At 58.0% G+C, this 11,827-nt stretch carries 12 protein-coding genes; 3 read left to right on the forward strand and 9 right to left on the reverse strand.

Features of this window, described 5'->3' with window-relative positions; genetic code table 11:
• Nucleotides 1-212, reverse strand: a 212-nt coding sequence (locus PGR29_RS22640; protein WP_047078516.1) for a spermidine/putrescine ABC transporter substrate-binding protein, incomplete at its 3' end; no start/stop codon positions are given.
• A gap of 272 nt (nucleotides 213-484) precedes the next feature.
• On the opposite strand from PGR29_RS22640, the gene PGR29_RS22645 reads away from it, so the two are divergent.
• Complete coding sequence (locus PGR29_RS22645; protein WP_316425360.1) at nucleotides 485-1,219, forward strand: response regulator transcription factor; 735 nt, start codon at nucleotides 485-487, stop codon at nucleotides 1,217-1,219.
• 28 nt (nucleotides 1,220-1,247) lie between these two features.
• Here PGR29_RS22645 and PGR29_RS22650 read toward each other — a convergent pair whose 3' ends face one another.
• Genes PGR29_RS22650 through PGR29_RS22660 form a run of 3 tightly spaced genes read right to left on the reverse strand, consistent with a single transcriptional unit; the run spans nucleotide 1,248 to nucleotide 4,735 of the window.
• On the reverse strand, nucleotides 1,248-2,189 hold the full coding sequence (locus PGR29_RS22650) for an ABC transporter substrate-binding protein (protein WP_087859227.1): 942 nt from the start codon (nucleotides 2,187-2,189) through the stop codon (nucleotides 1,248-1,250).
• A 30-nt stretch (nucleotides 2,190-2,219) separates the two neighbouring features.
• Complete coding sequence (locus PGR29_RS22655) at nucleotides 2,220-3,218, reverse strand: ABC transporter permease subunit (protein WP_045380370.1); 999 nt, start codon at nucleotides 3,216-3,218, stop codon at nucleotides 2,220-2,222.
• Complete coding sequence (locus tag PGR29_RS22660) at nucleotides 3,215-4,735, reverse strand: sugar ABC transporter ATP-binding protein (protein ID WP_316425361.1); 1,521 nt, start codon at nucleotides 4,733-4,735, stop codon at nucleotides 3,215-3,217. The genes PGR29_RS22655 and PGR29_RS22660 overlap by 4 nt, the downstream gene beginning before the upstream one ends.
• Before the next feature lie 189 nt (nucleotides 4,736-4,924).
• Between PGR29_RS22660 and PGR29_RS22665 the strand changes: the two genes are divergently transcribed.
• Together PGR29_RS22665 and yjdP are read left to right on the forward strand one after the other, a co-directional pair.
• A complete protein-coding gene (locus PGR29_RS22665) occupies nucleotides 4,925-7,210 on the forward strand; it encodes an ATP-binding protein (RefSeq protein WP_316425362.1) in 2,286 nt (761 codons plus the stop codon).
• A gap of 70 nt (nucleotides 7,211-7,280) precedes the next feature.
• On the forward strand, nucleotides 7,281-7,631 hold the full coding sequence (gene yjdP / locus PGR29_RS22670) for a DDRRRQL repeat protein YjdP (RefSeq protein WP_316425363.1): 351 nt from the start codon (nucleotides 7,281-7,283) through the stop codon (nucleotides 7,629-7,631).
• 252 nt (nucleotides 7,632-7,883) lie between these two features.
• Here yjdP and PGR29_RS22675 read toward each other — a convergent pair whose 3' ends face one another.
• From PGR29_RS22675 to phnL, 5 genes are all read right to left on the reverse strand, one after another.
• The gene (locus PGR29_RS22675; protein WP_316425364.1) at nucleotides 7,884-8,345 is read right to left on the reverse strand and encodes a hypothetical protein; all 462 of its coding nucleotides are present in this window, start codon (nucleotides 8,343-8,345) and stop codon (nucleotides 7,884-7,886) included.
• Between the two features lie 290 nt (nucleotides 8,346-8,635).
• Nucleotides 8,636-9,394, reverse strand: coding sequence for a phosphonate metabolism protein PhnP (gene phnP / locus PGR29_RS22680; RefSeq protein ID WP_316425365.1), 759 nt, complete (start codon nucleotides 9,392-9,394; stop codon nucleotides 8,636-8,638).
• Nucleotides 9,395-9,409: 15 nt separating this feature from the next.
• Nucleotides 9,410-9,973 (reverse strand): ribose 1,5-bisphosphokinase, encoded by a 564-nt coding sequence (gene phnN / locus PGR29_RS22685; protein WP_316425366.1) that lies wholly within the window; start codon nucleotides 9,971-9,973, stop codon nucleotides 9,410-9,412.
• The gene (gene phnM, locus PGR29_RS22690; RefSeq protein ID WP_271031626.1) at nucleotides 9,973-11,109 is read right to left on the reverse strand and encodes an alpha-D-ribose 1-methylphosphonate 5-triphosphate diphosphatase; all 1,137 of its coding nucleotides are present in this window, start codon (nucleotides 11,107-11,109) and stop codon (nucleotides 9,973-9,975) included. The genes phnN and phnM overlap by 1 nt, the downstream gene beginning before the upstream one ends.
• Entirely contained in the window at nucleotides 11,106-11,792 is a 687-nt protein-coding gene (phnL, locus tag PGR29_RS22695) for a phosphonate C-P lyase system protein PhnL (RefSeq protein WP_213795078.1), read from the reverse strand. The genes phnM and phnL overlap by 4 nt, the downstream gene beginning before the upstream one ends.
• Between the last annotated feature and the right edge of the window lie 35 nt (nucleotides 11,793-11,827).

Consider the following 11,827-nt stretch of genomic DNA (forward strand, 5'->3'; position numbering starts at 1 on the left):
CGCTGGCGACGGATCATGGGGGTTTTGAGACGCGGGGTCAGGATCTGGGTATCGTTAATGAAGTCCCAGCCATAATAGCCTTTCAGACACAGGGTTCCCTGATTGGTTTTCCCCTGCGCCGCCTCAGCCCGGACGATTTTGCCGTTATCGACCACCAGGTTGATTTTGCAACCTGATGCGCAATACGGGCAAACCGTGACGACTTTTTTCATCGGTTTTGCTCCAGTTAATCAATTAGCGCTGACGCGCAATCGACCGTCACTATGCATCTTCTATGCCATGTTTTCATTGTGGGTATTGACGGATAGTACGCGGCTTTTTTGGGCAAAATGCTGACGAAAAACAGGTCATCGTCAGTTTTGACGTGACGAAAAGCCCGGAGATGTGACGCCGATTATAAAAACGGCAGCGAAAAATGGATTTGTCGTCGCCTGCTTGCACAATCGACCAGACTGACACTATTCCCGCCAGGCAGAGGTAAACCATGAAACCGGTCATTCTAGTGATTGATGATGACGCCGCGATCTGCGAGCTGCTGAGCGACGTGCTCGGCGCCCACGCGTTCGAGGTAGTGGCCTGCCAGAACGGCGGCGAAGCGCTGGCGACGGTCGCCCGGCGCGCAGATATTGCGCTGGCGCTGCTGGATATGATCTTGCCGGATACCAATGGATTGCTGGTGTTGCAACAGCTGCAGCGCACGCGGCCTGAGCTACCGGTGATAATGCTTTCCGGCCTGGGAAGCGAATCGGATGTGGTGGTCGGGCTGGAAATGGGCGCCGACGATTATATCGCCAAGCCGTTCAACGCGCGGGTAGTGGTGGCGCGCGTCAAGGCGGTGCTGCGGCGCAGCGGGGCGATCGGCACGGAAAGCCTCGTGCCGGGCGGAGATCATGGCCTGTTGTTTAACGGCTGGCGGCTGGATACCCGCCGTTGTGAGCTGTTTAATCCCCAGCAGCAGAGCGTGGCGTTAACCCAGGGGGAATATGGATTGTTGCTGGCGCTGGCGCAAAACGCCCGCCGGGTACTGAACCGTGAACAGCTGCTGGCGCTGACCCATAATGAGAGCATGGAGGTATTCGACCGCACGATCGATGTGCTGATCATGCGCCTGCGGCGTAAAATTGAGGTCAATCCGCACCAGCCCACGTTGATTAAAACCCTGCGCGGGCTGGGCTACGTTTTCTCCGCTGACGTTATCCATAACGACAAAGCGGCCTAAGGGGAGACCCGTCAGCCGCTTTGCAGCGTTATTTCACCGTCCAGCCCTTATAGCTGCTGACGTTATTTTTATCGATCATCTTCACCGGGATCAGCACCGGCGCGGTCGGCGCGGGCTTGCCCTGCAAAATGTCATAACCGATTTCCACCGCCTTCGCCGCCATGACCTGCGGGTCCTGCGCCGGCGTGGCGACGAATAGCGAATTCTTACGCTTCAGCGCCTCTTCGCCGTCCGGGCTGCCGTCGACGCCCACGATAAAGAACTCGCTGCGTTGCGCCTGTTTCGCCGCCAGATCGGCGCCAATCGCCGTCGGATCGTTAATCGCGAACACGCCGTCAATCTTCGGATTTGCCGCCAGCAGCGACGTCATCACTTCCAGTCCGCCTTCGCGACTGCCTTTAGCGTTCTGGTTGGCGGAGAGGATTTTGATATCCGGATGTTTTTTGAATTCGGTTTCGCAGCCTTCGACGCGGTTCTGCACCGCGGAAACCGGCGGCCCGTTAATAATCACCACGTTGCCTTTGTTGTTCAGGCGATCGCTAATGTATTTACAGGCCATAGCGCCCGCTTGGGTGTTATCGGAGGTGATGGTGGCATCCGCGCCTTCGGCGGCGACGTCAACCGCCACCACCACGATCCCGGCCTCTTTCGCCCGTTTCACTGCCGGGCCGATACCTTTTGAATCAGCGGCGTTGAGGATGATCATATCGACTTTGGCGGCGATAAAGTTATCTATCTGCGCCACCTGCTGTCCCAGGTCGTAGCCGCTCGACACCAGCGTGACCTTCACTTTATCCCCCGCCAGCTTGCGCGCTTCCAGCTCGGCCCCCTTGGTAATTTGCACGAAGAACGGGTTGGCGAGGTCGCCTACCGTCACGCCTATCGCTTGTAGATCTTTGGCCGACGCAAAAGGGGAGGCGGCCAGCAGCGCGCCGGCACACAGCGCGGTCACTATCGGTTTTAAACGCATTCGCTTTTCCTCGCAGGTAAGATGTTGTTGTTATGCACTTTGGTGGTGTCGGGTACGGTATTTGTCGATCAGCACCGCTATGATGATCACCGCCCCTTTGATCACCAATTGCCAGAAGTAGGAGACGCCCATCAGCGTCATGCCGTTGTTGAGGGTGGCGATAATCAGCGCCCCCACCAGCGTACCGGTGATGGTGCCGATACCGCCGACGAAACTGGTACCGCCGAGGATCACCGCGGCAATGGCGTCCAGCTCATAGCCGACGCCGAGGTTGCCGTTGGCGCTGTACAGCCGGGAGGCGCTCATCACCCCGCCGAGCCCGGAAAGCAGCCCGCTCATGCCGTAGACGAACAGCAGCACCAGCCAGACTTTAATTCCCGTCAGCCGCGCCGCCTGCATATTGCCGCCGACGGCGTAAATATGAATACCGAGGGTGGTGCGGCGCAGGATAAACCAGCACACCGCCACGACCGCCAGCGCAATCACCACCAGCCACGGCACCGGGCCGAGATAGTTATTGCCGATCCATTCAAAACTAATATCGGAGTTGATCACCGTGGTGCCGTCGGCTAGCAGATAGGCGGCGCCGCGCAGCGCGGTGTAGGTGCCAAGGGTGACAATAAACGGCGGTAGTCCGGCGAAGGCCACCAGCGCGCCGTTGAACAGCCCGAGCAGCAGGCCGAGCATCAGGGCCGCCGGAATCGACAGCATCGCGAATTGTGGGATGAGCGATACCACCATCGCCGCAACCGCGGTGGTGCCGAGAATTGACCCCACCGACAGATCGATACCGCCGGTCAGAATAATAAAGGTCATCCCCGCCGCCAGCACGATGTTGATGGAGGACTGGCGGGTAATATTCAGCAGGTTGCTTTCAGTAAAGAAATTCGGCGCGACGAAGCCGAACACCGCGACGATCAGGATTAAAATCGGCAGGATGCCGACGGTTTGCATCAGGTCGCCCATCAGCATTTTTTTTGCCGAGGCGGATTTCGCCGCCGGCGCGGAGGTCTCTTTCGGTATGCTCATGCTTGTCCTGCCTTAAGGTGAGAATCGTTCACGCCGGTCGCCAGCGTCATAATGCTTTCCTGACTAATCTCGCCAACCTGCAACTTGCCGGCGATAGCGCCTTCGCGCATCACGTATACCCGGTCGCTCATGCCTACGATTTCCGGCAATTCGCTGGAGATCATTAAAATGGCGACGCCCTGGCGGGCCATCTGATTCATGATGCGGTAAATCTCGCTTTTGGCGCCGACGTCAACGCCGCGGGTCGGCTCATCCAGAATGAGAATGCGCGGGCCGATCGCCACCCAGCGTGAAATCAGCAGCTTTTGCTGATTGCCGCCGGAAAGCCCGCCGGCGCGTACCTGGGCATGTGGGACGCGGATGTTCAGCAGCTGGATGGCGTCATCGGAGATGGTTTGCGCCTTCTTACGGTCGAGCATCCCCCAATTGGCGTCGCGCTCAAGCGTCGCCATGGTGATGTTCTCCTGCGCCGCCAGTTCGAGAAATAGACCCTGTTCCTTACGGTTTTCGGTCAGAAAGCCGATCCCGAGGTCGATCGCTTCGCGCGGCGAGTGAATAACAACCGGTTCGCCGTCGATTTCAATCACCCCGCCCGTCGCTTTACGGACGCCGAAAATCAGCTGCGCCAGCTCGGAACGCCCGGCGCCGACCAGCCCGGCCAGGCCAACGATTTCCCCGGCGTGCACCACCAGGCTGCTGGGATGCACTTTGCCGCCGTCGCTGAGATCCTGCACCCGCAGGCGCGGCTGGCCGCGCGGGATATCGCGCTCTTTATTGAACAGATCGCTGAGCGGACGGCCAACCATCATGCGTACTAATTCGGGGGCGCTAAGGTGGTCGCGGGTGAGGCTGCCGACATACTGGCCATCGCGCAGCACGCTGACCCGGTCGGAGAGTTCATACACCTCCGCCATGCGGTGGCTGATGTAGATGATTGCCATCCCTTCATCGCGCAGGCGCAAAATCAGCTCAAACAGGCGCTGCGTTTCCCGCGAGGAGAGGGCGGCGGTAGGTTCATCCATCACCAGAATGCGGCTGTTGCGATGCAGCGCGCGGGCGATTTCCACCTGCTGCTGTTCGGCGATAGTCAGCTTCATCACCCGGTCGCTGGCTTTGAACTGCGCGCCGAGCCGGTCGATAACCGCCTGCGCCTGGGACTCCATCTCTTTACGTTGTACCAGACCGCCGCGGGAAAGCTCGCTGCCGAGGAAAATGTTTTCCGCGACGGTGAGGTTAGGCGCCAGCTGCATCTCCTGATAGATCAAGGTGATCCCTGCCGCCAGCGCATCCTTCGGGCCTCTGATCGTCTGTGGTTGTCCGTCGATCAGGATCTCGCCGCTGGAGGCGGTATAGGCGCCGGCGAGGATCTTCATCAACGTGCTTTTTCCCGCGCCGTTTTCGCCCATCAGCGCGTGGATCTCGCCGGGCCAGACCGTCAGATCCACCCCTTTTAGCGCATAAAACTTGCCGAAAACTTTGGCGATGTTGCGCATGGATAGCACCGGTGTTCCCTGCATGCCTGCTCTCCTGGCTGCGTTGTTGATGTCGGCACTTCATCACCGCAACGTAAATGAGTGATGTCATCGGCCATTCATAATTGTCATATTTTTGAATAGTTAATGCAGATCACAATTACGCCGAGAAATTTTCTTCACCTTCGGCGATAGTGCGGGAATGATGGGAGAAAACGCCTGACCGGAGTCGCCATGTCTTCTCGCCATCCGTACTTTTTCGTTAGCGCCCGCGGTCGCCTGCTGTCATTTAACTTGTTGATGGTGGCGGTTACGTTAATGGTCGCCGGAGTGGCGATTTTCGGTTTTCGCCATGCCAGTCAGTTGCAGGAGCAGGTGCAGCTGCAAACGCTTACCGACATGAGCGGCAGTATGAATCTGGCGCGTGATACCGCGAACGTCGCCACCGCGGCGGTACGGCTGTCGCAGGTAGTAGGCGCGCTGGAGTATAAAAGCGAAGCGGAACGGCTGCTGGAAACCCAACAGGCGCTGAAGCATTCGCTTGGACAACTGGCCTCGGCGCCGCTGGCGCGGCAGGAACAGACGCTGGTGGCGAGCATTATTCGCCGCAGCAACGAGCTGCAGCAGAGCGTCGCCGGCATGCTGGAACGCGGGCAACGCCGCCATCTGCAGCGCAATGAACTGCTGAGCGCGCTGTATCAAAACCAGAGCTATTTGCGCCATTTGCAGGATCTCAACGATCGCGATGGTAAACCGGCGATCGATCCTCAGCGTTTAAACGAGATGGACCGGTTGATCGTCGCCGCGATACACACTGCGACGCCGCGCTCGATCGTCCTGCAGCTCGATGACATCAGACGCTTTTTACCGCGCAACGATAGCGATTCAGAGCGGGCGTTTATCCTGCCGGATTTCAACGACGAGTTGGCGCGGCTGGCGCCGCTATCGGCGCAGCTTGAAGAGAGCGATCTGGCGATAGGCTGGTATATGTTTCATATCAAAGCGCTGGTTGCGCTGCTTAATGATGATATTAATCAGTATGTTGCCAGAGTAGCCCAGGCATCTGAGGCACGGGCGGCGCAAAGCCACCAGCAGTTGCGCTCCATCAGCACATTTATCCTGCTGGCCGCGCTGCTGGCGCTGGCGATTACCGGCTGCGCCGGTTGGTATATTTATCGTAATCTCGGCCTTAATCTGAACGCGATATCCGGCGCGATGTCGCGGCTGGCGCACGGCGAGCAGAATGTGACGGTGCCGGCTCTGCAGCGGCGCGATGAGCTTGGCGAACTGGCGCGCGCCTTTAACGTTTTCGCCCGTAATACCGCTTCCCTTGAGCACACCACCCGCCTGCTGCGGGAGAAAACCACCCAGATGGAAATTGACCGCATTGAGCGACAGGGGCTGGAAGAGGCGCTGCTGCATAGCCAAAAAATGAAAGCCGTCGGCCAACTGACCGGCGGCCTGGCGCACGATTTTAACAACCTGCTGGCGGTTATTATCGGCAGCCTCGAACTGGTACAGCCGGATGAGCGCGATGCGCCGCGGATATCGCGGGCGCTGAAGGCCGCCGAACGCGGCGCCTTACTTACTCAGCGGCTGCTGGCCTTTTCGCGTAAACAGGCGCTGAACCCGCAGGCGGTGGCGCTACAGCCATTGCTGGAGAACGTCTGTGAACTGATGCGCCATTCGCTCCCCGCATCGTTGCGTCTCGAAATTGAAGCGCAGTCTCCCGCCTGGCCGGCGTGGATCGATGTCGGGCAACTGGAAAACGCGATTATCAATCTGGTGATGAACGCTCGCGACGCCATGGAGGGACGGCCAGGCGTTATCGCGCTGCGCACCTGGAACCAGCGGGTTACCCGTAGCGATGGACGACGTCAGGATATGGTGGCGCTGGAGGTGATTGATCACGGCTGCGGCATGTCGCAGGAGATAAAAACGCAGGTCTTCGAGCCCTTCTTTACCACCAAACAGACCGGTAGCGGCAGCGGGCTTGGGCTGTCGATGGTGTACGGTTTTGTGCGCCAGTCGGGCGGGCGTGTGGCGATTGAAAGCGCGCCGGGGCAGGGCACCACCGTACGTTTACAGCTGCCGCGAGCCACGTCAGCGGCGGAGGATGAACGAGCGCCGTTGGATAGCGAACCGATGACGAGCGGCGAGCGGCTGGCTTTGGTGCTTGAGGATGAAGCCGATGTGCGCCAGACGTTATGCGAGCAGTTGCATCAGCTGGGCTGGCTGACGCTGGAGGCGCAAAGCGGCGAGCAGGCGCTGCAGATGCTGGCGGCCTCCAGGGATATCGCGTTGTTGATTAGCGATTTAATGCTCCCCGGCGGGCTGAGCGGCGCCGAGGTAATTTACGAAGCGCAACGCCGTTTCCCGGCGGTGGCGCTGCTATTGATTAGCGGCCAGGATTTGCGCCCGGCGCATAACCCGGCGTTGCCGGAGGTGGAACGGCTGCGCAAGCCTTTTACCCGTACGCAGCTGGCGCAGGCGTTGCGTGCGGCGATGGCGCGGATTTGAGATTCCTCCGCTACACGCCGCACATACGGTTGATTAAGGTACCGCCAGTACCCTGATGAGACTGGCCCCGATGAAACGTTACGCAACCGCTCTGTTTTTTTGCACGCTGGCGCTGAGCAGCCAATTGGCCCACGCCGATATTATTGATGACGCTATTGGTAATATTCAGCAAGCCATCAACGATGCCTACAATCCGGGCAGCAGCCGTTCCGACGACGACGGGCGCTATGACGACGGACGCTACGATGACGGCAGCTATCAGGGCAGCCGCCAGCAGCGTAGGGATAATCAGCAGCAATATAACGATCGCCAGCGCCAGCTTGATGACCGCCGTCGCCAGCTGGATGAGCGCCAGCGCCAGCTCGATAGCGATCGCCGCCAGTTGGAAAGCGATCAGCGCCGTCTCGACGACAGTTACTAAGCTTATTTTTGAGCGAACGGTAGCCTTGGGATAATCAACTCATCAGCGCGTCGGAGAATAGCCCGGTCACAAGTAAAAATGTGAGAAGATAGGCGATGATGTGACCGGTTAACCGCGCTGGAATGAAGCAAAAAAAACCAGCCGAAAGGCGTGATTGGTATCATTGCTTTAACAGTATCGAGAATAAAATTGCCTGAATTTTATATTTGCAACCAATACATAATATATATTTCTAGAGTATCCATCTGCTCGTTAGGTTTTAGTTTCAATATCTTTACGAATGGGTAAATCATCAATGTTTGATATTTTAACAATCAACCACCCCATAACCAACCCTGAAAAAAGACCTGCGCTAGCCATTACCCATAACATTTCATTAGCAAAAATATCGTACCCGTTAATATCAATAATGTATCTGAAGCAGAAAGCGATAGCCGCGCCAATGAGTCCGCTAAACATTATTCTCAGCCAGCAATAATTATAAATACAGCGAGGCAGACAGCCAACGATAGCTCCGGTCAATAACGCAGGAATAGCCCCCCAGTAATAGCCAAAGAATATCAGGATAGGGAGCAGTGGCGTAATGTGAAATAAATAATCGGCGAAACTGTTAGTATCAAAGAGCCCCAAAGTGATGATCCCTGCCGGTACGCCGAACAATGGGCCAAAAAATATAAACCACCATACATGATATAATATTCGTCCAATCTGCATAGAAAACATCCTGTATAAAACTCTATTTTATGGCAGAGTAATTGTGTTTTATGAAGTGAGAATGAAGTTAAAACAAAAATTTAGGATTATATTTATCTGGAGATTGAACGTATGAAAACGGGTTTTACGAGATATCACACTCAGAAGTAGGGGGAACGGTTCGGCTATTTATCTCCACGAATTCAATAGCGGAGCTCTCTTTTGATAGTGCTGACAAAGCCGAGATCGTCCTGTTTGTAATAGAGGAAGGTGCCATTAACGCAGCGATTCATGAGCCATAACTGATAATGCTAATCCAGCACGATCTCCATGCCGTCGTATCCCGCCTCGAAACCTTTCGGCAGCGGGTTAGTCATCATCCAGCGGTCGAACTGATGGCTGATATGGGTGAGGATCACCCGCGGGCAGCCAAGTACCTGGTTCAGTGCGCGCACGGTATTCAAGTCGCTGTGGTTGCGCGGCGTCTGCGCCCTGGGCTCGTAGCTGCAATCGATGACAATCACCTGCGGCTGATTATTAAGTAAAAACTTCAGCGTCTTCTCCGGCAGCCCGGCGGTATCCGCAAGCCATGCCACCCGGCTGTGCGCCGACTCCAGCAGATAGCCGTAGGTCAGCTTCGAGTGGATTAACGGCAGCGGCGTGACCTGTAGCCCCTGTAGTTCAAATACCGTGAAGGGGGTAACGGCGTGGCTAAAATCGAGGATGCCGGGATGTTTAAACAGATCGTCGCAGCCGATGTCATCCGGCGGGCCGTACACCGCAATCGGATCGCCCATCCCCCAGCGCAGGGGGAACAGCCCCTGTACGTGGTCCATATGGTAATGCGTCAATAAAATTTGCTGGAAGCTGCCCGCGGGCTGGCGTTCCGCCAGATCCGCCAGCCCGGCGTCGAGCAGCGTGACCGCATGGTTAAAGCGCACCACCGCGCTGCAGGGGCGGCGGCGATAGCGCGCATCGACGCGGGCGCGCTGGCAGGCGGCGCAGTCGCAGCCGAAGACCGGCACCTGCTGGGCGCCGCCGGTGCCGGTCAGGCGGATCGTCAGGCTCATCGTATTACCTTACCCTCAGGCATGCTGATTCTCTTCACGCCCGGCGTGCTGGCGCAACAGCTGGAAGAAACGCTCTACCGATTGCCCGAGGCTGCCGTCGTTATTCAACGTCAGGCAGTCGGCCGGTTTATAACGCGCGGCGCGTTGCAGGCGTTGGGCGATTTCCACGGCATTTTCCCGGCCGCGCTGTTCCAGCCGCTGGCGCAATACCTGTGGCGAGACTTCGAGACAAATTGGTACCAGTACGTCATCGTAACGTTCCCGCGCCTGCGCCAGATGCGCGCGCGAGCCGTTGGCGACGACATCAAAACCGGCATGCAGCCAGAGGTCGATCTCTATGCCGACGCCATAGTAATTATTGTTGGCATGCCAGCTTAGCGCGAAAAGATTACGCTCGGCACGGGTGAAAAACTCATGCTCGCTCAGCGCAATATGGTTCTCGCAGCCCGCCTGGTGCGGGCGGGTGATGTAGCGATGCGCGACCAGCAGTTGCGGATGCTCACGCTGGCGCAGCGCGGCCAGCAGGCTATCTTTTCCCGACCCGGAAGGGCCGACCAGCCAAATCAGTTTTCCAGGCATTAAAAGACCCTCTTTCCCTGACGCCAGACGTGGTCGATATGGACGTGCTCGCCGCGGCGGTGCGCCAGCACCAGATCGGCGCGTTTGCCTTCGGCGATGACGCCGCGGTCATGCAGACCCAGCGCCTGCGCCGGATGTTTGCTGACCAAACGGACAGCCTGCGCCAGCGTAAAAGCGTTGTCGTCGCTATCGGCGATGCGGAAAGCGGCATCAAGCAGGCTGGCGGGGTAGTAGTCGGAAGAGAGAATATCTAACAGGCCGCTGGCGGCCAGTTGATGCGCGGCGACATTGCCGGAATGCGAGCCGCCGCGCACGATATTTGGCGCCCCCATCAACACATTCATTCCATGCTGGCGCGAAGCCTGCGCGGCGGCCAATGTGGTGGGAAACTCGGCGATCACGCTGCCAAGCAGGTGGGATTCGGCGACATGTTCATGAGTGGCGTCGTCGTGGCTGGCGAGAGCGATTTGGCGCTCCCGGCACATCGCGGCGATAGCCTGGCGATTAGGCTGCGACCAGGCCGCCGCCAGCGCCATTTGCTCCTCTTCGAAGCGTAGCATCTGCTCGCTGCTGAGCTGATATTTACCCTGATAATATTCGCGATATTTTTCGCGGTTGGCGAACTGGCGTTGACCCGGCGAGTGATCCATCAGCGACACCAGAGTGACCGGCTCGCGGTCGACCAGCTTTTCAAACAGCGGCAAGGTGGTGTGGTGCGGCAGTTCACAGCGCAGATGCAGGCGGTGCTCGGCGCGGTTAAGCCCGCGTTTTTGCGTCTCTTCCACCGCGTTGATCATCTTTTCCAGATTCTCAAGGCGGTCGCCGCCGTCGCGCACGTCGCCAATCGCCACGGCGTCGAGTACGGTGGTGATGCCGCTGGCGACCATTAAAGCATCGTGGCTGCTCATCGCCGAGTGTGCAGGCCAGTCAACCTTTGGCCGCGGGGTGAAGAATTTATCCAGGTTATCGGTATGGAGTTCGATAAGCCCCGGCAGCAGCCAGCCTCCTTCGCCATCGAGGGCGCCGGGCAGCCGGCTCTGGCTCTCGGCAAAGGCGTAAATTCGTCCCTCCTGCACTTCCAGCGAACCGTCGATGGTTTCGTCTTCCAGTACCAGCTTTACGTTATTGATTATCATACTGTGATACCCATTGGGTGCAGGCGGTCGGCGACCTGGCCGCGTACCGTTTCATCATGGAAAATACCGACGATGGCCGTGCCGCGGGCTTTAGCCTGCTGGATCAGCGCCACCACCGCGGCGCTGTTGTTGGTATCCAACGAGGCGGTGGGTTCATCAAGGAGTAAAATCGGATAGTCGACCGCAAAACCGCGGGCGATGTTGACCCGCTGCTGTTCGCCGCCGGAAAAGGTGGATGGTGCCAGATGCCACAGACGCTCCGGCACGTTGAGATGGCTCAGCAGACGGGCGGCTTTAGCGGCGCTCTCTTCGCGGGGCGTACCAAGGTCGAGCAGCGGCTGCATGACGACTTCCAGCGCGGATATCCGCGGGATCACCCGCAAAAATTGGCTGACCCAGCCGATGGTGGTTTTACGCACTTCCAGCACCTTGCGCGGCGTGGCGGTCACCAGATCCACCCATTCGTCGCCGTGGCGGATATGAATATGACCGCTGTCCGGCAGATAGTTAGCGTACAGCGAGCGCAGCAGCGTCGATTTACCGCTGCCGGAATGGCCGTGCAGCACCACGCACTCCCCGGCGTTAACGGTGAGCGAAGCGTCGGCGAGCACCGGCAGGCGTACGCCGTGTTGTTGGTGCAGAACAAAGGTTTTATGGATGTTTTCAACGCGTATAGCGTTCATTTTTAGCCTCATTAGCATTCGTGCCTCCCCGGCGT

Source organism: Klebsiella sp. 141203, from assembly GCF_032601985.1.
GTDB lineage: Bacteria > Pseudomonadota > Gammaproteobacteria > Enterobacterales > Enterobacteriaceae > Klebsiella > Klebsiella aerogenes.

Excerpts from the sequence above, each read along its gene's own strand:
- PGR29_RS22645 (WP_316425360.1), top strand. The coding sequence starts at position 485 with ATGAAACCGGTCATTCTAGTGATTGATGATGACGCCGCGATCTGCGAG.
- PGR29_RS22650 (WP_087859227.1), bottom strand. The coding sequence starts at position 2,189 with ATGCGTTTAAAACCGATAGTGACCGCGCTGTGTGCCGGCGCGCTGCTG.
- PGR29_RS22655 (WP_045380370.1), bottom strand. The coding sequence starts at position 3,218 with ATGAGCATACCGAAAGAGACCTCCGCGCCGGCGGCGAAATCCGCCTCG.
- PGR29_RS22660 (WP_316425361.1), bottom strand. The coding sequence starts at position 4,735 with ATGCAGGGAACACCGGTGCTATCCATGCGCAACATCGCCAAAGTTTTC.
- PGR29_RS22665 (WP_316425362.1), top strand. The coding sequence starts at position 4,925 with ATGTCTTCTCGCCATCCGTACTTTTTCGTTAGCGCCCGCGGTCGCCTG.
- yjdP (WP_316425363.1), top strand. The coding sequence starts at position 7,281 with ATGAAACGTTACGCAACCGCTCTGTTTTTTTGCACGCTGGCGCTGAGC.
- PGR29_RS22675 (WP_316425364.1), bottom strand. The coding sequence starts at position 8,345 with ATGCAGATTGGACGAATATTATATCATGTATGGTGGTTTATATTTTTT.
- phnP (WP_316425365.1), bottom strand. The coding sequence starts at position 9,394 with ATGAGCCTGACGATCCGCCTGACCGGCACCGGCGGCGCCCAGCAGGTG.
- phnN (WP_316425366.1), bottom strand. The coding sequence starts at position 9,973 with ATGCCTGGAAAACTGATTTGGCTGGTCGGCCCTTCCGGGTCGGGAAAA.
- phnM (WP_271031626.1), bottom strand. The coding sequence starts at position 11,109 with ATGATAATCAATAACGTAAAGCTGGTACTGGAAGACGAAACCATCGAC.
- phnL (WP_213795078.1), bottom strand. The coding sequence starts at position 11,792 with ATGAACGCTATACGCGTTGAAAACATCCATAAAACCTTTGTTCTGCAC.